A 26197-nucleotide genomic window follows, 5' to 3' on the forward strand; every position below is an offset into this window, starting at 1 on the left:
CCCAAGGCGTGCGGTGTTGCAGCAGGTGATCCGCGGTGAGAGTAGGAAAAATCTGCGCTTTTCGTAAAGTATTCGTTACGGATCGATCGCTATGGCGCAAGTATTGATATTTGCGGGTTTGAAAAGGCTCGCCGGTGTCACATAATCTTGACGACTAACTTGGTGCCCCCGCAGAAATTTTCTTGCGCCGGGCCTCGATCACCGCTGTTACGGGCCTTTATATGCGTATCAAAGTTCACTGCCAGAACCGCATTGGTATCCTGCGTGACATCCTCAACCTGCTGGTCGAGTACGGGATCAACGTCGCACGCGGCGAAGTGGGCGGTGAACACGGCAATGCGATCTATCTGCACTGCCCGAACCTGATCAACATTCAGTTCCAGGCGTTGCGTCCGAAGTTCGAGGCGATTGGCGGGGTATTCGGCGTCAAGCGCGTAGGGCTGATGCCCAGCGAGCGTCGGCATATGGAGCTCAATGCCTTGCTTGGTGCGTTGGAATTTCCGGTGCTGTCGATCGACATGGGTGGCTCCATCGTCGCGGCCAACCGTGCGGCGGCGCAGTTGCTCGGGGTGCGGGTGGACGAAGTTCCCGGGATTCCACTGTCGCGGTACGCCGAAGATTTCGATTTGCCGGAGCTGGTGCGCGCCAACAAGTCGCGGATCAACGGCCTGCGGGTGAAGGTTAAGGGCGATGTGTTTCTCGCCGACATCGCGCCGCTGCAATCGGAGCATGACGAAAGCGAGGCCATGGCCGGTGCGGTGTTGACGCTGCACCGGGCGGATCGGGTGGGCGAACGTATTTATAACGTGCGCAAGCAGGAGTTGCGCGGCTTCGACAGCATTTTCCAGAGCTCGAAAGTAATGGCGGCAGTGGTGCGCGAGGCGCGGCGCATGGCGCCACTGGATGCGCCGCTATTGATAGAAGGCGAAACCGGCACCGGCAAAGAATTGTTGGCGCGGGCCTGTCACTTGGCGAGCCCGCGTGGGCAGTCACCGTTGATGGCGCTCAACTGCGCCGGTCTGCCGGAGTCCATGGCCGAGACCGAACTGTTCGGCTACGGCCCCGGTGCCTTCGAAGGAGCGCGGGCCGAAGGCAAGCTTGGGCTGTTGGAATTGACGGCGGGCGGTACGCTGTTTCTCGACGGCGTCGGCGAAATGAGCCCGCGTTTGCAGGTGAAGTTGCTGCGCTTTCTGCAGGACGGTTGCTTCCGTCGTGTCGGCAGTGATGAAGAGGTCTATCTGGATGTGCGGGTGATCTGCGCAACGCAAGTGGACTTGTCCGAGCTGTGCGCTCGCGGTGAGTTTCGTCAGGATTTGTACCATCGCTTGAACGTGCTCTCGCTGCACATCCCACCGCTGCGCGAATGCCTCGACGGATTGGCGCCGCTGGTGGAGCACTTCCTCGATCAGGCCAGTCGACAGATCGGTTGCTCGTTGCCGAAACTGGCGCCGGCGGCGATGGAACGGCTCAGTCACTATCACTGGCCGGGCAACGTGCGGCAGTTGGAAAACGTACTGTTCCAGGCGGTTTCCCTGTGCGACGGCGGCACCGTTAAAGCCGAGCATATTCGTCTGCCGGACTACGGCGTGCGTCAGCCGCTTGGCGATTTTTCCCTTGAGGGTGGCTTGGACGAGATTGTCGGGCGCTTTGAAAAGGCGGTGCTGGAGCGTTTGTATTCCGAGCATCCGAGCAGTCGGCAGCTGGGCAAGCGGCTGGGGGTTTCGCATACGACCATTGCCAATAAATTGCGTGAGTACGAAGTCGGTAAAGAACCCGGCAGCGCATGATCGTTCCCACGCGGAGCGTGGGAACGATCAGTGTCCAGGCTGATCCTTGCCACCTACCGGCATAACACCGCCGGTTTTTCGTCTCCGACACATTCCCCCAATCCCCTCTGAATCCCTCAAGTCCTTTGTTTGCCGGGCCCTGCGCCGCCAGAAAAAAGTTGGTCTGCAAATTGCTTATGGCTCAGCAGTACAGCGGTGGGCGGCAAACGTCCGGCATGCAGAGGAAAGAGTGTGGACAAGTACCTTTATGTGGCAATGACCGGCGCCAGCCAGAATGCACTGGCGCAGAAGGCTCATGCCAACAACCTGGCGAACATCTCTACCAACGGTTTTCAGAAGGACCTGGAACAGGCCCGTTCGATGCCGGTGTTTGGTGACAGCTTTCCGGCGCGTGCGTTTGCCATGACCGAGCGTCCGGCCACGGATTTCTCCCCGGGTGCGCTGGTGCAAACCGGTCGCGACCTCGATGTCGCGGTGCAGGGCAATGGCTGGATCGCCGTGCAGAACCCCGATGGCGGTGAAAGCTACGTGCGCACCGGCAGCCTGAACGTTGACGCTCTGGGCGTGCTGCGTGCCGGCAACGGTATGCCGGTGGTAGGCAATGGTGGACCGATTGCCGTGCCGCCCGAGCAGCAAATCGAAGTTGGCGAAGACGGCACCATCAGCATCCGTGCGATGGGCGAAGGCCCGCGGGTGATGGCCGAAGTCGACCGGATCAAACTGGTCAACCCGGACTTCAAGAACATGACCAAAGGCCTGGACGGTTCGATCCACACCAAGGACGGCAAGCCGGCGCAGGCCGATGCCAACGTCAAACTGGTGTCCGGGTTCCTTGAGTCGAGCAACGTCAATGCCGTGGAAGAAATGACCTCGGTGCTGGCGCTGGCCAAGCAGTTCGAGCTGCACATCAAGATGATGAACACCGCCAAAGACGATGACCAGGCCATGGCTCGGGTCTTGCAGATCAGCTAATTATCAGAACGTCGCGCCGTAAAACAGGCGCACGAGGAGAATCGAATGCTTCCGGCTCTATGGGTTGCCAAAACAGGTCTGTCCGCCCAGGACACCAACCTCACCACCATTTCCAACAACCTGGCGAACGTATCGACCACGGGTTTCAAACGTGACCGCGCCGAGTTCCAGGACTTGCTGTATCAGATCAAACGCCAGCCAGGCGCCCAGTCGACCCAGGACAGCGAATTGCCGTCGGGTCTGCAGGTGGGTACTGGTGTGCGCATCGTCGGCACCCAGAAAAACTTCACCGCCGGTAGCTTGCAAACCACCGAGCAGCCGTTGGACATGGCCATCGACGGTCGCGGTTTCTTCCAGATTCTGCAGCCGGACGGCACCACGTCCTACACCCGTGACGGTACGTTCCACCTGGATTCCAACGGTCAGATCGTCAACGCCAGCGGCTTCGCCCTGGAACCGGCCATTGTCATTCCGAACGATGCCCAGACCTTCACCGTCGGCCGTGACGGCACCGTGTCCGTCACTGTTGCCGGCAACCCGGCCTCCCAGGTGATCGGCAACCTGCAAACCGCCGACTTCATCAACCCGGCCGGTCTGCAAGCGGTGGGTAACAACCTGTTCCTGGAAACCGCTGCCAGTGGCGCGCCGCAAGTCGGCACCCCGGGCCTCGCCGGTTTCGGCACCACGCTGCAGAACACCCTGGAAACGTCCAACGTCAGCACCGTTGAAGAGATGGTCAACATGATCACCACTCAGCGCGCCTACGAGATGAACTCCAAGGTGATCTCCACCGCCGACCAGATGCTCTCGTTCGTAACGCAGAATCTGTAATCAAGTCTATGAGGCGGCCATGAGGTCGCCTGCAACACCGTGAGGTAGGGTCATGAATCGCTTTGTATCTGTTCTGGCACTGAGTGGGGTCGTCGTGCTCGCGGGCTGCGTCGCGCCACCGCCCAAGCCCAATGACCCTTACTACGCCCCGGTGTTGCCGCGCACGCCGCTGCCGGCTGCGGCCAATAACGGCTCGATCTACCAGGCCGGTTTCGAACAGAACCTGTACAGCGACCGCAAGGCGTTCCGGGTCGGTGACATCATCACCATCACCCTGAACGAGCGCACCCAGGCAAGCAAGAACGCCAACTCGCAGATCGACAAGAACAGCAAGACCGACATCGGCCTGAGCTCGTTTTTCGGGGGCGGCCTGAGCACCAAGGATCCAGTGGGCAGCGGTAGCCTGAGTCTGGACGTCGGTTACGAAGGTGACCGCGCCACCAAGGGCGACAGCAAGTCCGGCCAGAGCAACAGCCTGACCGGTTCGATCACCGTGACCGTTGCTGATGTGTTGCCCAACGGCATCATCGCCGTGCGCGGCGAGAAGTGGCTGACCCTCAACACCGGTGATGAGCTGGTGCGGATTGCCGGCCTTGTTCGCGCCGATGACATCGCCACCGACAACACCGTGCCGTCGACCCGCGTCGCCGATGCGCGCATCACCTATTCGGGCACCGGTGCGTTTGCCGATGCGAGTCAGCCAGGCTGGTTCGACCGTTTCTTCCTCAGCCCGCTGTTCCCTTTCTAGGTGGCTACGTTGAATCTGAAAAGCCTTATGGTGGGCGCCCTGTTGCTGACGGCAGCCTTCGATGCTCAAGCCGAGCGGCTGAAGGACATCGCCAGTATTTCCGGCGTGCGTTCCAACCAATTAATCGGCTACGGCCTGGTGGTCGGGCTTAACGGTACTGGTGACCAGACGACACAGACCCCGTTCACCCTGCAGACTTTCAACAACATGCTTTCGCAGTTTGGCATCAAGGTGCCGGCAGGTTCGGGCAACGTGCAGTTGAAGAACGTCGCGGCGGTATCGATCAGTGCCGACTTGCCAGCGTTCGCCAAGCCGGGTCAGCAGGTGGACATCACCGTAGCATCCATCGGTAACTCCAAGAGCCTGCGCGGCGGCACCTTGTTGCTGACGCCGCTCAAAGGTATCGACGGCAACGTCTACGCTATCGCTCAGGGCAACCTGGTGGTCGGCGGTTTTGATGCTGAGGGTCGTGACGGTTCGAAGATCACCGTCAACGTTCCGTCGGCCGGTCGCATCCCTGGCGGTGCATCGGTCGAGCGTGCAGTGCCAAGCGGTTTCAATCAGGGCAACAGCCTGACCCTGAACCTCAACCGTTCGGACTTCACCACCGCCAAGCGCATCGTCGACAAGATCAACAACATGCTTGGCCCTGGCGTCGCCCAGGCCATCGACGGTGGTTCGATCCGTGTGACAGCGCCACTCGATCCGAGCCAGCGGGTCGACTATTTGTCGATCCTCGAAAACCTCGAAGTCGACCCGGGTCAGGCGGTGGCGAAAGTCATCATCAACTCGCGCACCGGCACCATCGTGATCGGCCAGAACGTCAAGGTTTCCCCGGCCGCCGTGACCCACGGCAGCCTGACCGTGACCATCACCGAAGACCCGATCGTCAGCCAGCCCGGCCCTTTGTCCAACGGGCAGACGGCGGTGGTGCCGCGCTCGCGGGTCAACGCTCAGCAAGAAGCCAAGCCGATGTTCAAGTTCGGCCCGGGCACCACCCTCGACGAAATCGTCCGGGCGGTGAACCAGGTCGGCGCGGCACCGGGTGACTTGATGGCGATTCTCGAAGCGCTGAAACAGGCCGGCGCGTTGCAAGCCGACCTGATCGTGATCTGAGGACGGCGACCATGGATATGCGCAAAAGCGGTCTGGTCAGCAGCAGCGACTCGGGTTCCTACTCGGACCTGAATCGCCTGAACCAGCTCAAGGTCGGCGACAAGAACAGCGATGCGAACATGCGCAAAGTAGCGCAGGAATTCGAATCGCTGTTCCTCGGTGAAATGCTCAAGTCCATGCGCTCGGCCACCGAAGCGCTGGGTCAGGACAATCCGCTCAACACGCCAGCAGCCAAGCAATACCAGGAAATGTACGACCAGCAGTTGGCCGTTTCCATGTCCCGCGAAGGCGGCGGTATTGGCCTGGCGGACGTGCTGATGCGCCAGATGTCGAAGAACAAACCGATGGCGCCGGGTGAGGCAGCGGCAGCGTCTGCCGCCAAGCAAGCTGCCGCGAAAGCCGCCGTGGAAACACCGATTGCCGCCGGTACGGTCGCCACCAACGGGCCGCTGTCGCGTCTCAATGGTGAGCGCCCGTTGTGGGCTTCGCGCTCGGTGAAGACGCCGGCAAGCGCGGGCGAGGGCGCTCATCGCAATGACATGGCGCTGATCAATCAGCGGCGTCTGGCACTGCCACCGAAACTGGCCGATCGTTTACTCGCCGGGTTGGTGCCGTCGGCATCGACCGCTGCAACAACCGCCACAACACCGCAGAACAACATCCAGGTGCCGCAAAGCACCAAGACCGGTTCCGGCCCTCTGTACAACGGCGATTGGCTGGCTGCGCAAACGGATACGAAAGCCAGCGGGCGCCTGCAGATTTATGGTCGTGCCATGGCGCAAATCCCCCTGGCGCCAGCGAAGAAGGCTTTCAGTTCCGCCGACGAATTCGTCAACACCATGCTGCCGATGGCCAAAGAAGCTGCCGACCGTATCGGTGTCGATCCGCGTTACCTGGTGGCCCAGGCTGCCCTGGAAACCGGTTGGGGCAAATCGGTCATGCGCGCCCAGGATGGCAGCAGCAGCCACAACCTGTTCGGCATCAAGGCCAGCAGTAACTGGAAGGGCGATTCGGCGCGGGCGATCACCAGCGAATTCAGAAATGGCGAGATGGTCAAGGAGACGGCCGAGTTCCGTTCCTACGGCTCTTACAAAGACAGCTTCCATGACCTTGTGACGCTGCTGCAAAGCAATAATCGCTATCAAGATGTGCTGAAGTCGGCCGATAACCCAGAACAGTTTGTACGCGAGTTGCAAAAAGCCGGGTATGCAACCGACCCGGATTACGCAAGCAAGATCTCGCAGATAGCCAAGCAGATGACGAGTTACCAAAACTACGCTGCGGCGGGCGCTTCCACCACGCCTCTATAGGCACAAGGCATAAGGTCTGAACCATGAGTTTGCTCAATATCGGGATGTCGGGTCTGGCCGCTGGCCAATCCTCGCTGATGACTACCGGCAATAACATTGCCAACGCCGACACCGCCGGTTACTCACGCCAGCAAACCGTGCAAGGCACCAAGGCCTCGAATCAGTTCGGCAAAGTCTTTATCGGCACCGGTACGACCCTCGCCGATGTACGTCGGGTCTACAACAGCTACATTGATGCGCAGCTGCAGACCACCACGTCGCTCAATAGTGACTCGGCGGCCTACGCCGGGCAGATCAGCCCGCTCGATAAGTTGCTCTCGGACAGCGGCACCGGCCTCAATGGCGCCCTGACCAAGTTCTTCGCCTCTGTACAGAACGTCAACGCCAAGCCGGGCGACGATGCTTCCCGCCAACTGCTGTTGAGCGATACGCAGGCCCTGAGCAACCGGTTCAACTCGATCTCCAGCCAGTTGACGCAGCAGAACGCCAACGTCAACGGCAACCTGGCGGACATGGCCGATCAGGTCAACAAGCTGGCCACCACTGTGGCCCAGCTGAACCAGAAGATCTCCGAAGTTTCCAACGCCGGCGGCCAGCCCAACGACCTGCTCGACGCGCGCAATGAGACCGTACGCCAGTTGTCCACCCTCACCGGTGCGCAAGTGATGGAACGTGACAATAGCCTCGACATTTACCTGGGCAGTGGTCAGCCGCTGGTCATGGGCAGCACCGCCAGCAAGCTGGAAGTGGTGCCGAGTAAAACCGACCCGTCGCGTTCGGCCATTCAGCTCAATCGCGGTTCGAGCACTATCGATATCACCTCGGTGATGACGGGTGGCGAAATGGGCGGCTTGCTACGCTATCGCAGCACCGTGCTGGACCCTGCCATGAACGAGCTGGGTCGTGTGGCGCTGGTCGTCGCCGATCAGATGAACACCATTCAGGCCCAGGGCATCGACAAGAACGGTGACTTCGGTTCGAACCTGTTCAACAGCATCAACAGTGCCGCGCAAATGGCTCAGCGCAGCGTTGCCACGGTCGGCAACAGCGCAGGCTCGGGCAACTTCGATGTGACCATCGAGGACAGCGGCAAGCTGACCATCAACGATTACAAGGTTACGTTCACCAGCGCGACTGCCTACACCGTTCAGCGTCTGCCGGAAGGCACCGCCATGGGCGCGTTCAGCACGCTGACCACGCCGCCGCCAGTGATCGATGGTTTCTCCATGAAGCTCACCGGTGGCACCGCAGCCGCCGGCGATACCTTCAAGATCACCCCGACCCGCAACGCGGCGACCAACATCAAGACCGAAATGACCGACTCCAAGCGTCTGGCCATCGCGGCACCATTGGGCGCGGCCATTGCGCCGGGTGGCAGCGGCACGTTGACCATTCCGGCCAGCGGTCAACCGACCCTGACCACGCAGTTCGATATCTATGACACGGCGACCACCACGGCGATCCAGAATGGTCTGAAGACGTCGACTCCGGTCAAAATCGTGTTTGGCACGGCGGGTGGCACGACCCAGACTTACCAAATGCTCGATGCCCAAGGTAACGCGCTCAGCAGCGGCACCATCGTGCCGGGCCAGAACAATACGCTGAGCCTGACCATTCCTCTGGTCGACGCCGGCGGCGCCGCGATCAATGATCCGGGACCGCCAGTCGTGCAGCGTACTGTATCGTTCGACATGACCATCGCGGGCTCGCCGGGTACCTCGACGGCGATCAACGTGACGCTCAGCCAGCCAGGTACTCTGGACAACCGCAACGGCACCATACTGGCTGGCTTGCAGACCAAGCAGACCGTGGATACCGGTTCGGCCAGTAAAGGCATTTCCCTGACCGACGCCTACGGCAAACTGGTTGAGGGCGTAGGCGCCAAGGCCGCCCAGGGCAAGCTCGACAGCGCTGCCACCGAAGCGATTCTGGCAAACGCCAAGAGCGCCCGCGATTCGCTGTCGGGTGTCGACCTCGATGAGGAAACCGGCAACCTGGTCAAGTATCAGCAGTACTACACCGCTTCGTCGCAGATCATCAAGGCTGCGCAGGAAATCTTCAACACACTGATCAGCAGTCTTTAAGGAGTCGTAGCCCATGCGCATTTCTACCGCCCAGTTTTACGAGTCCTCTGCCGCCAACTATCAGAAGAACTTCGCCAACGTGGTCAAAAGCAGCGAAGAGGCCAGCAGCCTCGTTCGCGTGAATACCGCTGCCGATGATCCGGTCGGTGCCTCGCGCTTGCTGCAATTGGGTCAACAGGCTTCGATGCTCGATCAATACGAAGCCAACTCCACCACCATCAAGGCGACGCTGGGCGCCACCGAAGCGGTGATGACCAGCATCACTAACGTGCTGCAGCGCGCCAAGGAACTGGCCATCGGCGCCGGCAACGCCGGTTACACCGATGCCGACCGCCGGGCCAACGCATCGGAGCTGGGGCAGATCGAAGAACAGTTGCAAAGCCTGATGAACAGCAAGGACGAGAACGGCAAATACATCTTCGCCGGCTCCAAGGGCGACACCGTGCCGTTTACCCGCAACGACGATGGCACCTACAGCTACAACGGTGACCAGGTGACGCTTGACCTGGCAATCGGCGACAACATGTCGATGGCCACCAACAGCACCGGTTGGGAGGTGTTCCAGCAAGCGATCAACACCAGCCGCAGCGAGGTCACCCGGACTGCGCCGGTCGTGGATGATGGCCGCGTCGTCCTGTCCAATGGTCAGGTGTCGTCGAGCCTGACCTACAACAGCAAATTCCGTTCGGGTGAGCCGTACACCGTCGACTTCGTCAGCGGCACCCAGTTGCAAATCACCGATTCGGGCGGTAACGACGTGACCGCCGAAGCCAGTCAGGGCGGTGCGTTCAATCCGGCCACCGCCGCTGGCCAGACTGTGTCGTTCCGCGGTGTCGATCTGACCCTGAACATCAATCTGGCGGCCGGTGACACCGCCGCTGCCGTGCTGCCGGGCCACAGCTTTACCCTGGCGGCCAAGCCTGACACCTTTACGGCGACTCGCAGCCCGGGCAACCCGACAGCGACTCAGGTGACTGGCAGCAGCATCACCAACCCGGTGGCTTACCACGCCAGTTTTCCGACCGGTTCGGCGGTGATGAAATTCACCAGCGCCACCGCGTTCGACTTGTATGCGGCACCGTTGACGGCCAACAGCAAGATAGTGTCTTCCGGCACTGTAGCGGCCGGCGTTGCGACCGCCTCGGGCGTGAGTTTCAACCTGGCCGGTACACCGGCGGCAGGCGATCAGTTCAGCGTGGCGGTCAATACCCACGAAACCCAGAACATTCTGGATACTGTGAGCCAGCTGAAAACCGCGCTGAATACACCCATCAATGGCAACCCGATCCTGCAACAGAAGTTCCAGGCGGCGCTGGACTCGGGCATCGGCAACCTGGCGAGCGGCAGCGATCAGTTGTCCAGTGCGCTGAGTTCAGTGGGCGGTCGCGGCTCAGCCCTGGATACCCAGGTCGATACCAACCAGAGCCTGGTCCTGGCCAACACCCAGACCCAGTCGGCGATCCGCGATTCCGATCCGGCCGAAGTGATGACCCGCCTGACCTTGCAACAAACCATGTTGCAAGCGTCGCAACTGGCCTTCAGCAAGATTGCTCAACTGGGCTTGTTCAACAAAGTCTGAGTCTGTGTCTGTCGAGCTGCTCAACCGTCTTTTCCTAAGCGGTTACGAAGCCTCTGCCTGAAAGGGCAGAGGCTCGCCGCTCGAGAGTTTCGTCGTGAATCAACATCCTCTAGTCAGTATCGTCATCCCCGCCTTCAACCCGCGCTTCTTCAGCCAGGCGCTGGAAAGTTCGCTCGCTCAAACCTATGAGAACGTCGAAATCGTCATTTGTGACGATTCGTCGTCCGACGAGATTCGCGACATCGTCGAGTCGTTTGCCGACCCTGTACACCCCGTTCGTTACCTGCGTAACCCCAAGCGCCTTGGCCTGCAAAAGAACCTGTTGCGCTGCGTCGAAGAAGCTCGAGGCGAGTTCATCAAAGTGCTGTGCGACGACGACCGTCTGTTCACGCCCAGCATCGAGATGCAAGCCCGGGTACTGATCGACCATCCCGAGGTCACCCTCGTTTGTGGCCTGCGGATGATGAGCGATGCCAACAACTTCATCCTGCCGCCGCGGATCGATAACTGCCGATTTTCGCCCCTTGATTCGCTGCTAAAAGGCGATGACATGTTGGCGATTTTCGAGGGCACGCCGAAGAATTTCATCGGCAACTTCAGCTCGACTTTGATGCGCCGTGCCGATGTGCTGGAGCTATTGCCTGCGCTGATTCAGGAGGGTAGCGGCTTTGTCGCGATGCTCGATTTCGCCTTGTTCGTGTGCCTGTTGCGTCGCGGAAACCTGGCGGCGGTGAATACCGTGCTGAGTACCGAGCGTCAATACCCGGAGCGCTTGAGCAAAACCCTGGAAATGACTCGGGCCGCCGTACAGGAATGGGAATGGCTGGCACAAATGCTGACAGCACGCGGCGGCGAGTCAGCACCTGCATCGGGTTGGGTGCGCTGTGTCGAACTGGGCAAGGCCTCTGAAGAACCGCGCCAGTGGGAAGAGTTGTGCGTGGTGCGCGTGCTGGGCAACCGCAACACCGTGGTCAATGGCCGAGTGGGCGGCAATAGCGACAGCTATGCCGAGTTCTACCGCGAGTGGTTGTCGGTTCGCAAATTCAACCCGGCGGAAGCGCGGCACATGCCGGAACGTATCAGCCGCTGGGCCGTGCGTCCGAACCTGGTGCCGATCATCATCGACACCGAATCTGACAGCGCCGGCCTAAAAGCCACGCTAGCCAGCATCGGCACTCAACTGTACGCACCGCAAGCGGTGGTCGTGCTGTCCAACGCCGATTGCGATGCCGACGATAAAGTGCTGCAGTTGCCGCTGGAGTCGAACTGGTCGCAACAGCTCAATGCCGTGGTGCCGCAACTGGAAGGCGCGCATTGGTTCTATCTGCTGCGGGCGGGTGACACGCTGCGCGAGTCGGCGCTGCTGGTGCTGGCCGAGCGCATCGCCGGCACGCCGGGCATGCTGTGCGCCTATAGCGATGAAGGCGCGCTGGTCGAGGGTGAGTCCCTCGACCCGGTGTTCAAGCCTGACTTCAACCTCGACCTCATGCGTTCCTACCCCTACGTCGGGCGAACACTGGCGTTCGAGCGGCAGCGTTTTTTGGCGGTGGGCGGTTTCGATCCGGCTCACGGCGAACTGGCGCCGCACGATTTGCTCTGGCGTCTGGTGGAGGAGGCCGGGTTGCATACCATCGAGCACATTGCCGAGATTCAGGTGGAGTCGACTCAGACCTTTCCCGACTGGATGTCGTTGCCCGAGGTGATCGAGGGCAGTGAGGCGTTGGTCAGTGCGCACCTGACACGCATCGGTCTGGAACACCGGATTCGCCATGAAGAGTTGTCGCTGCTTAATCGTATCGATTACCTGTACAGCCACCGACCTTTGGTCTCGATCATCATTGCGGCGGGCACGTCGCTGGCCGCGTTGCAGCGCTGCACCGAAAGTTTGATCGAAAAGACCACTTATACCGAATACGAAATCCTGATTGTCGATGAAGATCGCGGCGATTCGGCGATGGCCGACTGGCTGAGTGCAATGGCTCAGTTGGGCGCGGCGATGCTGCGGGTGCTACGTTATGACGGGCGTTCCGGTGAGGCGGCCGTTGTCAACTTCGCCGCCAGTCACGCCCGTGGCGAGTATTTGTTGACGCTCAGCCCGCGCAGCGTTATTTGCGCGGGCGACTGGCTCGCCGAACTGCTCAATCACGCTCAGCGCCCGGAAGTCGGCGTGGTGGGCGCGCGGCTGCTGGGTTCCAATGGTGCGATTGTCTCCGCCGGTCTGATTCTGGGGCTGGCCGGGCCTGCCACTTCGCCGTCTCTCGGCGAGCATGCCAGTACCCGGGGTTACATGCAGCGTCTGCAAGTAGCGCAGAACTGGAGCGCTGTCAGCAGTGATTGCCTGATGGTACGTAAAGAGGTATTCGACAGCCTGGGTCAATTGGATGAGGCTCAGTTCAACCTGGGCCTTGGTGGTGTTGATCTGTGCCTCGAGGCGGATAAAAACGGCTACCTGATTGTCTGGACGCCTTTTGCGACCGTGATGATGGGTGAAGACGCGTCGCCTGCAGCGTCGCAGGCCCATGTACAAGCTCATATGCAGGCGCAGGTGCTTGAACACGAAACCTTCTACAAAAAGTGGCTGCCGAAAATCTCCCGTGATGCGGCCTACAACCCGGCGTTGTCGCTCGGCGTGGCGAGCTTCAGTCTGGAGCCTTCGCTGCGTAATAACTGGAATCCGTTCCGCCATCGCGACCTGCCGCTGATTCTCGGGTTGCCGGTCAACGAGTCAGCGATCGGGCATTACCGTGTGACTGCGCCTCTGGCAGAGCTTGAGGCGGCGGGACGAGTCATTGCGCGCGTGGCCTATGAGTCGCCGTCGAACGTGGAAATCGAGCGTCTGTCGCCCGACACCATTATCTTGCAAGGGCGTTATAACGGGGGCTCGGCGGCAGACATTCTGCGCATGAAGAAATACTCCAGTGCCCTGCGGATTTTCGAGCTGGACGACTACGTTGTCAGCACGCCAAAAAAGAACAGCCATGCCCGCAACAAGCCGGTCAACACCGAGCAGATGTTGCGTGATGGCATAGCCCTGTGCGATCGCGTGGTGGTGACGACGCAGGCACTGGCTGATGTGTTGTCGAGCATGCACAGCGAAATTCGCGTGGTGCCCAACATGCTGCCGCCCGCCCCATGGGCGACCTTGACCAGTCAGCGCCGCACCTCGAAAAAACCACGGGTTGGCTGGGGCGGTGGTACCAGTCACACCGGCGATCTGGAGATCATTGCGGAGGTGGTCCGTGAACTGGCCAATGAGGTGGAGTGGGTATTTTTCGGTATGTGCCCGGACGCCTTGCGCCCGTACATCCACGAATTTTACGGCACCATCGATTTGCAGAGTTACCCGTACAAACTGGCGAGCCTGAACCTCGACCTGGCATTGGCGCCGTTGGAATTCCACATCTTCAACGACTGCAAAAGCAACTTGCGGTTACTGGAATATGGCGCGTGCGGTTATCCGGTGATTTGCACTGATACCCGCGCTTACGAGGGTTTTTTGCCGTGCACCAAAGTTCTGAGCAACAGCACTGAGGAATGGCTGCAGGCGATTCGCATGCACTTGGCTGACCCGGATGCCAGCTATCGCATGGGGGATGAATTGCGTGAAGCGGTGCATCGGGATTTCATGTTGCGCGGGGATAATCTTCAGCATTGGCTTTGGGGCTGGTTGCCGGACTGATTTTGGTCTGTGTGCATATCCGTTTCTGCGGTAATGGCTTCTATTGGTTTCGCTTTTACAGCGAGTCACTTTCGAAAAGTGCGAAAGTAACCAAAGCGCTTCTGCCCCCGTCGTTCGGTGCCTCGCCCAGGCTCGGCATGCCCTCGCTCCGGTCCTGCTCCGTGGGGATGTACCCAGTCCAACTGTGGGAGCGGGCTTGCTCGCGAAGCTGTTGATCTTGCCGTTGCCGTGCTGTTGCTTCGGCTTTTGATCTTGATCTGCCGCCCCTTTCCCAGAGGCCGAACGCAGGCGTTGCGTAGGGGGCCCCGCGGCAAGGATGCCGCGGTAGCCGCCCTCGGCCATGGATGGCCGATGGCGGCGGGCCCCCGGAGCAATGCCGGAGTGAGGGCATGCCGAGCCTGGGCGAGGCACCGAATGGAGGGGCAAAGCCTTTTGGTTCCTTTTCGGCGTTTGGAAAAGGGACTCGCTGTAAGAGCGAAACCGCCAGCGGCCGTGACCGCAGAAACGGATATGTACCCCAATCCCCAATCCCCGGTCACAGCAATCACCTCCCACCTCAATAAACCGCCAAACCCCCATCAGTCGCCCACCCCAAACAATTGGCTCACTTCCTGCAAGTCCCCCATATATCGCCATAAAACCTTCACCCCCAAAGGCGTGAAGGCCCCAGTGGCTGCGGGTAAATGATGTGCATCTGACGGTTCGCCGACCCTTGCGGGGGTGGCCAAACCGCGCGAAGAGCAAGAGGACAGCGATGAAGGCAGTAATTCTGGCGGGTGGTCTCGGTACGCGGATCAGCGAAGAGTCGCACCTCAAGCCCAAGCCGATGATCGAGATCGGCGGTAAGCCAATTCTTTGGCACATCATGAAACAGTACTCCGCTCACGGAATTCATGATTTCGTGATCTGCCTTGGCTACAAGGGGTATGCGATCAAGGACTTCTTCGCCAACTACTTCCTGCACACCTCTGACGTTACCTTCGACATGCGCAACAACCGCATGGACGTTCACCAGAATTACAGTGAGCCATGGCGCGTCACGCTGATCGACACCGGCGAAGAAACCATGACTGGCGGCCGTTTGCGGCGGGCTCGACGTTACATCGAAGACGAACAGGCATTCTGTTTTACCTACGGTGACGGTGTGTCAGACCTGAACATCGGTGCGCTAGTGGATTTCCATCTTCAACACGGAAAGCTGGCAACAGTCACGGCGGTGCAGCCGCCAGGTCGATATGGCTCACTGAATCGCGACGGCGACAGCGTGCTCGGTTTCACCGAAAAACCCCGTGGTGATGGTGGATGGATCAATGGCGGATTCTTTGTCCTGTCACCTGAGGTGTTGCCATTGATCGAGGGAGACGACACCTCGTGGGAGTCCGGTCCGCTTGATGGTCTTGCCGAGCGCGGTGAACTCATGGCATTCCAGCACGACGGTTTCTGGCAGCCAATGGACACCCTTCGCGACAAGAATCACCTTGAGGCTTTGTGGCAGAGCGGGGGGGCCCCATGGAAACAATGGGACTGAGCCCGGAATTCTGGCGCGGCAAGCGGGTTCTACTGACCGGCCACACCGGTTTCAAGGGCAGCTGGCTGACGTTGTGGCTGCAAAGCCTCGGTGCTGAGGTCAGCGGATTTTCGCTCGATCCATCCACCGAGCCGAGCCTGTTCGAACTGGCGCGGGTGGCCGAGGGCATCAACGATCAGCGCGGCGACCTGCGTGACCTGGGCGCGTTGCTGGAACTGATCGCCGATGTGCAGCCGGAAATCGTCCTGCACCTGGCGGCCCAACCGCTGGTGCGTGAAGGCTATCGCGACCCGCTGGGAACTTACTCCAGTAACGTCATGGGCACCCTCAATCTGCTCGAAGCGATCCGCCAGGTCGGCGGCGTGCGCGCCTGCGTGCTGGTGACCACCGACAAGGTTTATGCGAACAAGGAATGGCTGTGGCCATATCGCGAAGACGAAGCCCTCGGCGGCCATGATCCTTACAGCAGCAGCAAGGCTTGCTGTGAATTGTTGGCGCAGTCTTATGCAGCGTCGTTTTTCCCGGCTGACAAGTACGCCGAACACGGTCTGGCGTTGGCCACCGCGCGTGCAGGCAACGTGTTGGGTGGTGGCGACTTCGCGCCGGAGCGTTTGATTCCTGACGTGCTCAAGGCCTGGTCGGCGGATGAGCCCGTGACCCTGCGCTACCCGCAAGCCGTGCGCCCGTGGCAGCACGCACTGGAACCCTTGGCTGGCTACCTGCAACTGGCCGCCGGTCTTTACGAGCAAGGCCCAGGATTCGCCGGCGCATGGAACTTCGGCCCGAGCGAAGCGGACATGTGCAGCGTCGGCGAAGTCGTCGAGCTGCTCGCCAGCCGCTGGCCACAAGCGCGCGGCTTGCGCATCGAACCGAGTGATTTGCATGAGGCTGGTCTGCTGCGCCTGGACAGCAGCCGCGCCCGTCAACTGTTGGCCTGGCAGCCGCGCTGGTCGTTGCAGCAGTGCCTGACACAGACCCTCGATTGGCACCTGGCGTGGCAGAACGGCGATGACATGCGTGAAGTCACCCTGGGCCAGTTGAACCTGTACCGAGGCGCGCTGTGAGCGAATTTCTATTGAAAGCCTTGCCGCTGGCCGGTCTGTTCAGCGTGCAGCACAAACGCGTCGAAGATGATCGCGGGCACTTCGCGCGGCTGTTCTGCGAAGGCAGCCTGAGCGCCTTCGGCCAGCCGTTTCATATTCGTCAGATCAACCATTCCTGCACACGTTTACGGGGCAGTGTGCGCGGTCTGCATTATCAAAATTCCAATGCACCGGAAGCCAAGTTGATTAGCTGCCTGCGCGGCGAGGTCTGGGATGTGGCGGTGGACTTGCGCCCCGACTCCGAAACCTTTCTGCACTGGCATGCCGAACACCTGCGGGCCGGCGACGGTCGCAGTCTGCTGATCCCGGCCGGGTTCGCCCATGGCTTCCAGACCCTTACCGACGACGCCGAATTGCTCTACCTGCACAGCGCCGATTACACGCCTGCGCATGAGGGCGGTTTGAGCGTGAACGATCCACGGTTGGCCATCGCCTGGCCGTTGTCTGTCAATAATCTGTCGGCGCGGGATTCCAGCCATCCCTTGCTCGATGAACACTTCGCTGGAGTGCGTGTATGAATTGCCGTGGTTGCGGTACTCCTCTGGCTTTGCCGCTGATCGACCTGGGCACCTCGCCGCCGTCCAACGCCTACGTGCGCGCCGATCAACTTGAGCAAGCCGAACAATGGGTGCCACTGAAAGTTGCGGTGTGTCAGCAGTGCTGGCTGGTGCAAACAGAGGATTACACCCGCGCCGACAGCCTGTTCGACGCCGAGTACGCCTATTTCAGTTCGTTCTCCAGCACCTGGCTGGCCCATGCCGAGCGCTATGTGGCAGAAATGGTCGAGCGCTTCGGCCTGACCGCCGACAGCCGTGTGGTGGAAATCGCCGCCAATGACGGTTACCTGTTGCAGTACGTTGCCGGGCGCGGCATCCCTTGCCTGGGCGTTGAACCGACCCGCAGCACCGCGAAAGCGGCGCGGGAAAAAGGCCTCGAAATTCGCGAACTGTTCTTCGGTCGCGACACCGCCTCGCAGCTGAACAGCCAAGGCTGGGCCGCCGACCTGATGGCCGCCAACAACGTGTTGGCCCACGTCCCGGACATCAATGATTTCCTCGGTGGTTTTGCTTCCTTGCTCAAGCCGACCGGTGTGGCGACGTTCGAGTTTCCACAACTGCTGACGCTGATGGCCGGGCAGCAGTTCGACACGCTGTATCACGAGCATTATTCCTACCTGTCCCTGACCGCCGTGCAGAACTTGTGCGAGCGCAATGGCCTGGAGGTGTTCGATGTCAGCCAGCTGACTACTCACGGCGGATCGCTGCGGGTCTTCGTCCAGCGTGTCGACGGTGTTCGCCGTGAGGTGCAGCCAGCCGTTCAGCAGCAGTTGCAGGCCGAACTTGCAGCGGGGGTGAAAACGCCCGAGTACTACGCGACCCTGGCGCCCGCTGCCGAACGCATCAAGCACGAACTGCTGCGCTTTCTGTTGCAGGCCAAGGCCGACGGCAAGTGCGTGGTTGGTTATGGCGCGGCGGCCAAAGGCAACACGTTGCTCAACTATGCCGGGGTCAAACCGGACCTGCTGGCCTGGGTCGCCGACGCCAATCCGCACAAGCAGGGCAAGTACTTGCCGGGTAGCCGAATCCCGGTGGTTTCGCCCGACCGCATCGATATTGAAAAACCCGACTACATCCTGGTTTTACCCTGGAACCTATTGACTGAAATCACCCAACAATTCGCCTCGGTCAACGCGTGGGGAGCACGGTTTGTGGTCGCCGTTCCGGAGTTGAGCATTCAATGAGCAGAATTCATTACACCAAGCCGAGCGTCGGTGAGCTGGAAGCCCGGTATGCCCTGGACGCCGTTCAGAATGGTTGGGGCGCCCGTTGCTACGAATATCTGACACGCTTCGAGCATGGTTTTGCCGAGCATCTTGGCGCAACGTATGCCATCGCGACCTCCAGCTGTACCGGTGCGTTGCACATGGGGATGGCGGCGCTGGACATCGGTGCGGGCGATGAGGTGATCCTGGGCAACACCAACTGGATCGCATCGGCGGCTCCCATTACCTACCTGGGCGCCACGCCGGTATTTGTCGACGTCCTGGCGGATAGCTGGTGCCTGGACCCGGAGCAGGTCAGAGGTGCAATTACTCCGCGAACCAAAGCCATTCTCGCGGTGCATCTCTACGGCAATCTGTGTGACATGGACGCCTTGCTGGCGATCGGTCGCGAACACAATATCCCGGTGATCGAAGACGCCGCTGAAGCCATCGGCTCGCAGTGGCGCGGCAAGGCTGCCGGTTCTCTAGGCGCATTTGGTGCATTTTCGTTTCATGGCACCAAGACCATGACCACCGGTGAGGGCGGGATTTTCGTCACCTCGGACAAAACCTTGTACGAGCGAGTTCTGACCTTGTCCAACCACGGGCGGGTCGCTGGAAGTACAAAGCAATTCTGGCCGGAGTTCATCGGCTACAAATACAAGATGAGCAACCTGCAGGCTGCCGTCGGTTGCGCCCAGGTCGAGCGTATCGATGAGCTCATCAGTCGCAAACGCGAGATTTTCGCCAATTACGCTCGCGCCCTGACACTACTGCCGGGTGTCTCCCTGAACCCTGAGCCTGCGCACTCGCGTAACGGCTACTGGATGCCAACGGTGGTGTTCGACGCTGAGACCGGAATTCACCGCGATGAGTTGATCGTCGCCTTCCAGGCTGCCGATATCGACGCCCGGGTGTTCTTCTGGCCATTGTCGTCGTTGCCGATGTTCAACGAATACGTTGTCGACACGCCGGTGGCTTTCGCCTTGCCGGAGCGCGCGTTCAACCTACCGAGTTACCACGACATGACCGACGCCGATCAACAACGGGTGGTCGATGTCGTGCGCACCCTGCTCGCAAAAAGGCAGCTGTTGTGAAGGTCTATTTGCTGGGCGCGGCCAACCCGGAAGCGGTGCGCATGCTCCAGGCGGTGAAGCGCAGCACGCCGAATGTCGAATTCGCATTTCTGGACAACGACCCGAGCAAGCAGGGCACGCTGTTTTATGGGGTACCGGTGATCGGCGGTTCGGATCGTGTGAGCGAACTCAAAGGTCCTGAAGTTCGCTTCGTGAACCTGATCACCGGCAGCACCAGGCTGCGTTACGAGACCACCCGCCAACTGGTCGAGGCCGGCGCTACCCTGGGCCAGTTCGTTCACCCGGGTATCGACCTGACCATGATTCGCATGGGGCAGGGCAGTTATCTGCAGGAAGGGGTGCTCATGCAGGCCGAAGTGACCCTGGGTGACAACACCAGCATCAGCGCCGGCAGTGTGGTGGGGCATGAAGGGCAGATCGGCCACTCGGTTTTCATGGCGCCAGGGGTGTGTATCGCCGGTTGCGTGGAAATCGGCGACGGGACCTTTATCGGTACCAACGCCACCATCCTGCCGCGCCTGCGTATCGGTCGTTGGGTCACCATCGGCGCTGGTGCCGTCGTCACCAAAGATGTTCCGGATTATTCGGTCGTGGTGGGCAATCCCGCCAGGATCATCAAGACCAACACGGTGCCTTACCCCGACGGTAGGGTGTTCAAGTAAGCCGTTTCCCTATTTTTTGGAGAGTTGCAATGAATCCCCATGAGCAGTTTCGTGAAGAAGTAAAAGGCAACATCGAAGGCCTGAAGCAAGACAAGGCGCTGCAGACCGAGTCGCTGGGCTGGGTAAGCACCACGGCCAAACACAAGTACACCTACAACTTCAGCTGGATGGGGCGGCCGATTATTCAGTTCCCCCAGGACATGGTCGCCATGCAGGAAATTATCTGGGACTTGCGCCCGGACGTGATCGTGGAAACCGGTATCGCCCACGGCGGGTCGCTGGTGTTCTACGCCTCGATGCTGGAGCTGATCGGCCATGGTGAAGTACTGGGTGTCGACATCGATATTCGCCAGCACAACCGTGAAGCGATCGAAGCCCATCCGATGAGCAAACGAATCCAGATGATCCAGGGGTCGAGCATCGACGCCGCGATCGTCGATCAGGTGCGCGAGCGCATTCAGGGCAAAAAAGTGTTGGTGGTACTGGACTCCAATCACACGCATGAACACGTGCTGGAAGAGTTGCGTCTGTATGCACCGATGGTTTCGGTCGGCAGCTACTGCGTGGTCATGGACACCGTGGTCGAAGACATGCCTGAAGATGCCTTCCTGGACCGTCCGTGGGGCAAGGGTGACAACCCGAAAACCGCCGTGTGGGCTTACCTGGAAGAAAACCGGGATTTCGAGATCGACCAGGCGATTCACAGCAAGCTACTGATCACCGTCGCGCCGGATGGCTATCTGCGTCGGGTACGTTAAGCGACAACTTCATTTAAGTATTCATCAGGCAATAGGTTTGTGGTGAGGAAGGATATGCAAGGTATTTATGGTTCTGAAAACATGGCGCCCCTGAGTGAACTGTTCACTGTGGTGCTGCTTACGCACAATCGTCCGGCGTATCTGCGCAGGGCATTGCAGTTCTACAGTACGCTGCCTTGCAAGATTCTGGTCCTTGATTCGTCAGCCGTTGCTCTGGACGGCGCGGCGGCGGTTGGGGACACCATCGACTATCGGCATTTGCCACAGTTCGGCTACTGGGGCATCCAGTCCAAGCTGATATTCGGTGTTGAAGAGGTCACCACGCCGTACATGGTTTTTGCTGCCGACGATGACTTCCTGATTCATGACGCGCTGATCGCATCGGTCGAGTTTCTGCATGCCAACCCCGACTATGGTTTGTGCCATGGTTACGGGATGATGTACCTGGCCCGTGCCACCGAAGTTAACTACTATCGCCGCGACCAACGGGTGCAAGAGGATTACAACTCGCAGCAGCCTGAAGATCGGGTCATGGAATTCCTGGGCCAGTTTCTGCCGCCATTCTATGCGGTGACCCGCACTGACTTGCTGCAACAGTGGTACAGGCTGCTGCCTCCCGACACCAGTTTCGAGTGGCAGGAAATCGGCCATGCGTTCTACCTGCTGGCGTGTGCCAAAGCGCGGATCCTGCCGATTCCGTTCGCTGTGCGTGAGGCGAACTATGGCGGTTCGGAGCACAACACCAACGTGTTGACCGTACTGACGTACAAAGATGCGAAAACCGTCGCCGACCGTGAGCAGTTTGCGCAATTCCTGGCTTCGATCCCGACGCAATTGAGCGACAAGGATCCGGCACAGATCAAACAAATTGCTCTGGACAGTTTTACCGCCATGGCCGACTGCCTGATCCAAGGTCGCTCGCTTAAAGGCACCATGATCTTCAATTCGGTTTGGGGCGAGGCGGGGTGTGAGCCGGTTCGCATGTTCGGTCCCGAGCAGTTCGTCGAAATGCCGTTCTACAACAAACCGATGTTCGATCTGCTGACCGAATTTGAGTTTCTGTTGCACGCAATGCCGGCCGGTCGCCTGCAATTGCAGGAACTCGAAGGCATCCTGCTCAAGCAACACGAGCTGATGCAAATTCAGCCTAACGACAACGACCGCACCATTCGCGCTCGCTTGTGGGAGGCATTGAGTCTTAACCCGTTCAGCCGGTCGGTGGTCAAGCGCTTGATCGAGTCACTCGAAGACACTGAGGAACAGGACGAGAAGCTCAAGCTTCAAGCATGGGTCGAGCGTCTGGATTCGGTCTGTGGGCAGGATGATGACCGAACATTGCTTCAGAAGATGCCGTCCGGGCGTTTGCTCGACTGGCTCGAAACGCGCAATCCCGATGCCGCTCAACGTTCAGCTATCTCCACGCATCTGGCCAAGCACAATGGCGGCCCGCAATTCGGCATTCTGTTGCTGGATCTGGAGGCAGACATGTTCAAGTTGCAGGCGACCTTCGACAGCCTGGTCAACGGCCACTGCAAGGCGTTCAAACTGGTGGTGTTCACCACCGGCGATTTGCCGGCAACCACCTCGCCGCGTGACACCGTGCATTTCGTCAAAGTGACCGCGACCAATTACATCGAACGTATCAACCAGAGTGTCGCCCAGTCCACCGCCGACTGGCTGGTGCTGGCCGAGGCCGGAGATCAATTCACCGCCAGCGGCCTGCTGCGCGCCAGCCTCGAGTTGATGGGCGCAGAAGGCGTGCGCGCCGTGGCCATGGATGAAATCCAGCGTCAGGAAAACGGCTCCCTGAGCGATGTGTTCCGTCCGGGCGTCAACCTTGATCTGCTGCAAACCGTACCGTCGCTGATGGCCCGGCATTGGTTGATTCAGCGTGACGTTCTGGCTGACGCCGGTGGTTACTCGACTGAATACGCATCTGCACTGGAATTCGACTTGCTGCTGCGCCTGATTGAAGACGGCGGGCTGGGTGGCCTGGCGCATCTGGCCGAGCCGCTGCTGATCTGCAGCGCGCCATCCTCCGAGGAAAATCCTCATGAACGTCAGACTTTGACCCGTCACCTCAGGGAGCGCGGCTATCGCGCTCAGGTCAGTTCCGAGCTGGCGCAAACCTGGCAGATCGACTACCAGCACGCCGAACGGCCGAAGGTGTCGATCATCCTGCACAGCCAGGATAATCTGGAAACGCTGCAAAGCGCCGTGGTCAGCGTGTTGCAACGCACCCGTTATCAGCAGCACGAAATTCTGATTGCCGATAACCACAGCCAATCCGAAGAACTGGCGACCTGGTTGGCCAGCCTGGAAGGCAAGGGCGACCGCCTGCGCGTCTTGCGTTCCGGCGAGCGTCTGAGCGCTTCGGCGCTGCATAACTTTGCGGTGCGCGAAGCCAAGGGTGCCTATGTGGTGTTGATGTCGGCCGACGCCGTCGTGGTCAACTCCAACTGGCTCGATAGTTTGCTCAATCAGGCCCAGCGTCCGGAAGTCGGGATTGTTGGTGCCAAGCTGATGGACATCAGTGGAGTCACCACGCAAGCCGGCCTGGTACTGGGCTTCAACGGTGTGGTGGGCTCGGTGTTTATCGATGAGCGCAAGGATGCCAAAGGCTACATGAACGGTCACCAGGTCGAGCAGAACTATTCGGCGGTGTCCGGCGCTTGCATGATGGTGCGCAAGGATCTTTACGAAGCCGTCGGCGGACTGGACGAAGAGCACTTCGACGAAGCTTTCGGCGATATCGATCTGTGCCTGAAAGCCGCCGATGCCGGTTACCTGATTGTCTGGTGCCCTCAGGCGCAGGTGTTGCACCCAGGCCTGCTACCCGACGCACCGCAGACTGCCGCGGCCCTGCAAGACAAGTGGCAAGCGCGCTTTGCGTACGATTCGGCCTACAACCAGAACCTGGCCTTGACCGGTAAGGGCTTTACTCTCAGCGAACCGACCCGTGTGAACTGGGCGCAGTTGCTCGCATAAGCCTGGCTGACAGGTAAAAGGACTCAAGGCATGTTCAACGGTAAATCGATTTTCATCTCCGGCGGCACCGGCTCGTTCGGGCGCAACTTCATCCGCCGGCTGCTGGAGCAATACCAGCCCAAGCGTGTGGTGGTGTTTTCCCGCGATGAGCTCAAGCAGTACGAGATGCAGCAGACGTTCAACGCGCCGTGCATGCGTTACTTCATTGGTGATGTGCGCGATGCCGATCGTTTGCGCCAGGCCATGCGCGGTATCGATTACGTGGTGCATGCCGCAGCCCTGAAACAAGTGCCGGCGGCGGAATACAACCCCACCGAATGCATTCGTACCAACGTCAACGGCGCGGAAAACATCATTGCCGCCGCCATCGATAACGGCGTGAAAAAAGTCGTCGCGCTGTCCACCGACAAGGCCGCCAGCCCGATCAACCTGTACGGCGCAACCAAGTTGCTGTCGGACAAACTGTTCGTGGCCGCCAACAACATTGCTGGCGAACAGCAGACCCGTTTTGCTGTGGTGCGCTACGGCAACGTCGCAGGCTCGCGCGGTTCGGTGGTGCCGTTCTTCAGCAAACTGATTGCCGAGGGCGCCAAAGAGTTGCCGATCACTGATGAGCGCATGACCCGATTCTGGATCACCCTCGATCACGGTGTGAAGTTTGTGCTCGACAGCTTCGCCCGCATGCACGGCGGTGAAGTGTTTGTGCCGAAGATCCCGTCGATTCGTATCGTCGATCTGGCGCAGGGCATGGCTGAGCATTTGCCGCATAAAAACGTCGGTATTCGTCCAGGGGAAAAGCTTCATGAACTGATGGTGCCGCTGGATGACGCGCGCATGACCCTGGAATTCGATGATCACTACACCATTCAGCCGTCGATTCGTTTCACCAGCGTCGACGTGGATTTTGCCGTCGACAAACTGGGTGAGCAGGGCAGGCCGGTGAGCGAAGATTTCGAGTACCGCTCCGACACCAACCCGCACTTCCTGTCGGTCGGCCAGATTGCTGACCTGCACGCGGAGCTGTCGGCATGATTCCCTACGGTCGGCAAAGCCTCGATCAGGAAGACATCGACGCGGTGGTTGCCGTGTTGCAGTCCGACTGGCTGACGCAAGGGCCGACCATCGAACGTTTCGAACAGGCCATGGCTGAGCGCTGCCAGGCCGATTTCGCGGTGGCGGTGTGCAATGCCACGGCGGCGTTGCACATCGCGTGTCTGGCGGCGGGACTCGGGCCAGGCGATCGATTGTGGACCACGCCGAACACCTTTCTGGCCTCGGCCAACTGCGGTCGCTACTGCGGCGCCGAGGTCGATTTCGTCGACATCGATCCGCTGACCTGGAACCTCGACGCCTACACCTTGGCGTCGAAGCTTGAGATTGCCGAGCGCGACGGCAAACTGCCGAAAGTGCTGGTGGCGGTGGCGTTCTCCGGGCAGAGCTGCGATATGCGCATGATCGCCGAGCTGGCCGAGCGCTATGGTTTCACCGTGATCGAGGATGCCTCCCATGCGGTCGGGGCGTCCTATGCCGGGCGACCGGTAGGGTGCGGCGAATTCGCGGCAATGACGGTGTTCAGTTTTCACCCGGTGAAGATCATCACCAGCGCCGAAGGCGGCATGGTGCTGACCAATCGCCCGGAACTGGCCGAGCGCTTGCAGCGCCTGCGTAGCCACGGCATGACCCGTGACCCTGCGCAGATGACTGAACCCAGTCACGGCCCCTGGTACTACCAGCAAGTGGAACTGGGCTTCAATTACCGGATCACCGACTTGCAAGCGGCCCTCGGTCTGTCACAGCTGAACAAGCTCGATGGTTTTATCGAACGTCGGCGTGAGCTGGCGGCGCGTTATGAGCGGTTGCTGGCGTACTTGCCGCTGACCTTGCCCAGCGCGCAGCCGGAGGCCGAGTCGGCGTGGCATCTGTACGTGGTGCGCTTGCAGACGGAGCGGATCAACCTCAGCCATCGACAGGTGTTCGAAGGCTTGCGAGCGGCTGGTGTCGGTGTGAACTTGCACTATATTCCACTGCACTTGCAGCCGTACTATCGCGACCGGGGTTTTGCCGAGGGTGATTTCCCCCAGGCCGAACGTTATTACGCCGAGGCCATCAGCCTGCCGCTGTTTCCTCTGCTGAGTGATGAACAACAGGATTATGTGGTCGAGCAATTACGACGACTGATCCTTGAGGAGTAGT

19 protein-coding genes are annotated in these 26197 nt (G+C 60.0%); all 19 read left to right on the plus strand.

Going from position 1 to position 26197, the window contains the following annotated elements; genetic code table 11:
* Positions 1-221: 221 nt before the first annotated feature.
* The 19 genes from TU81_RS07210 to pseC all read left to right on the plus strand — a co-directional run bounded on the left by TU81_RS07210 (position 222) and on the right by pseC (position 26196).
* On the plus strand, positions 222-1787 hold the full coding sequence (locus TU81_RS07210) for a sigma-54-dependent transcriptional regulator (protein WP_048394262.1): 1566 nt from the start codon (positions 222-224) through the stop codon (positions 1785-1787).
* Between the two features lie 231 nt (positions 1788-2018).
* Positions 2019-2759, plus strand: a complete 741-nt coding sequence (locus TU81_RS07215) for a flagellar basal body rod protein FlgF (protein WP_007902508.1) — start codon at positions 2019-2021, stop codon at positions 2757-2759.
* A gap of 45 nt (positions 2760-2804) precedes the next feature.
* Positions 2805-3590, plus strand: coding sequence for a flagellar basal-body rod protein FlgG (flgG, locus tag TU81_RS07220; protein ID WP_048394264.1), 786 nt, complete (start codon positions 2805-2807; stop codon positions 3588-3590).
* A gap of 52 nt (positions 3591-3642) precedes the next feature.
* The gene (gene flgH / locus TU81_RS07225; protein ID WP_038979543.1) at positions 3643-4338 is read left to right on the plus strand and encodes a flagellar basal body L-ring protein FlgH; all 696 of its coding nucleotides are present in this window, start codon (positions 3643-3645) and stop codon (positions 4336-4338) included.
* 27 nt (positions 4339-4365) lie between these two features.
* Positions 4366-5454 (plus strand): flagellar basal body P-ring protein FlgI, encoded by a 1089-nt coding sequence (locus tag TU81_RS07230; RefSeq protein WP_038979545.1) that lies wholly within the window; start codon positions 4366-4368, stop codon positions 5452-5454.
* Positions 5455-5465: 11 nt separating this feature from the next.
* Positions 5466-6764 carry a flagellar assembly peptidoglycan hydrolase FlgJ gene (gene flgJ / locus TU81_RS07235; protein ID WP_048394265.1) on the plus strand — a complete coding sequence of 433 codons (1299 nt, stop codon included), beginning with the start codon at positions 5466-5468 and terminating at the stop codon, positions 6762-6764.
* A gap of 23 nt (positions 6765-6787) precedes the next feature.
* A complete protein-coding gene (gene flgK / locus TU81_RS07240) occupies positions 6788-8848 on the plus strand; it encodes a flagellar hook-associated protein FlgK (protein ID WP_048394268.1) in 2061 nt (686 codons plus the stop codon).
* Between the two features lie 13 nt (positions 8849-8861).
* On the plus strand, positions 8862-10427 hold the full coding sequence (locus TU81_RS07245) for a flagellar hook-associated protein 3 (protein WP_038979549.1): 1566 nt from the start codon (positions 8862-8864) through the stop codon (positions 10425-10427).
* Between the two features lie 94 nt (positions 10428-10521).
* A complete protein-coding gene (locus tag TU81_RS07250; RefSeq protein WP_038979550.1) occupies positions 10522-14106 on the plus strand; it encodes a glycosyltransferase in 3585 nt (1194 codons plus the stop codon).
* 754 nt (positions 14107-14860) lie between these two features.
* On the plus strand, positions 14861-15634 hold the full coding sequence (gene rfbF / locus TU81_RS07255; RefSeq protein ID WP_038979552.1) for a glucose-1-phosphate cytidylyltransferase: 774 nt from the start codon (positions 14861-14863) through the stop codon (positions 15632-15634).
* A complete protein-coding gene (rfbG, locus tag TU81_RS07260) occupies positions 15616-16698 on the plus strand; it encodes a CDP-glucose 4,6-dehydratase (RefSeq protein ID WP_048394270.1) in 1083 nt (360 codons plus the stop codon). The genes rfbF and rfbG overlap by 19 nt, the downstream gene beginning before the upstream one ends.
* A complete protein-coding gene (locus TU81_RS07265; protein WP_048394272.1) occupies positions 16695-17255 on the plus strand; it encodes a dTDP-4-dehydrorhamnose 3,5-epimerase family protein in 561 nt (186 codons plus the stop codon). The genes rfbG and TU81_RS07265 overlap by 4 nt, the downstream gene beginning before the upstream one ends.
* Positions 17252-18478 carry a class I SAM-dependent methyltransferase gene (locus TU81_RS07270; RefSeq protein WP_048394274.1) on the plus strand — a complete coding sequence of 409 codons (1227 nt, stop codon included), beginning with the start codon at positions 17252-17254 and terminating at the stop codon, positions 18476-18478. The genes TU81_RS07265 and TU81_RS07270 overlap by 4 nt, the downstream gene beginning before the upstream one ends.
* Positions 18475-19596, plus strand: coding sequence for a DegT/DnrJ/EryC1/StrS family aminotransferase (locus TU81_RS07275; protein WP_048394276.1), 1122 nt, complete (start codon positions 18475-18477; stop codon positions 19594-19596). The genes TU81_RS07270 and TU81_RS07275 overlap by 4 nt, the downstream gene beginning before the upstream one ends.
* Complete coding sequence (locus TU81_RS07280; RefSeq protein WP_038979559.1) at positions 19593-20258, plus strand: acetyltransferase; 666 nt, start codon at positions 19593-19595, stop codon at positions 20256-20258. The genes TU81_RS07275 and TU81_RS07280 overlap by 4 nt, the downstream gene beginning before the upstream one ends.
* A gap of 29 nt (positions 20259-20287) precedes the next feature.
* The gene (locus TU81_RS07285; protein ID WP_038979560.1) at positions 20288-21016 is read left to right on the plus strand and encodes a cephalosporin hydroxylase family protein; all 729 of its coding nucleotides are present in this window, start codon (positions 20288-20290) and stop codon (positions 21014-21016) included.
* Positions 21017-21070: 54 nt separating this feature from the next.
* A complete protein-coding gene (locus TU81_RS07290) occupies positions 21071-24004 on the plus strand; it encodes a TIGR00180 family glycosyltransferase (RefSeq protein ID WP_038979561.1) in 2934 nt (977 codons plus the stop codon).
* Positions 24005-24034: 30 nt separating this feature from the next.
* Positions 24035-25036, plus strand: coding sequence for a UDP-N-acetylglucosamine 4,6-dehydratase (inverting) (pseB, locus tag TU81_RS07295; protein ID WP_048394278.1), 1002 nt, complete (start codon positions 24035-24037; stop codon positions 25034-25036).
* On the plus strand, positions 25033-26196 hold the full coding sequence (pseC, locus tag TU81_RS07300) for a UDP-4-amino-4,6-dideoxy-N-acetyl-beta-L-altrosamine transaminase (RefSeq protein WP_048394280.1): 1164 nt from the start codon (positions 25033-25035) through the stop codon (positions 26194-26196). The genes pseB and pseC overlap by 4 nt, the downstream gene beginning before the upstream one ends.
* The last annotated feature ends 1 nt before the right edge of the window (position 26197 follow it).

Origin of the sequence: Pseudomonas lini, assembly GCF_001042905.1 — a bacterium.
GTDB classification, from domain to species: Bacteria; Pseudomonadota; Gammaproteobacteria; order Pseudomonadales; family Pseudomonadaceae; genus Aquipseudomonas; species Aquipseudomonas lini.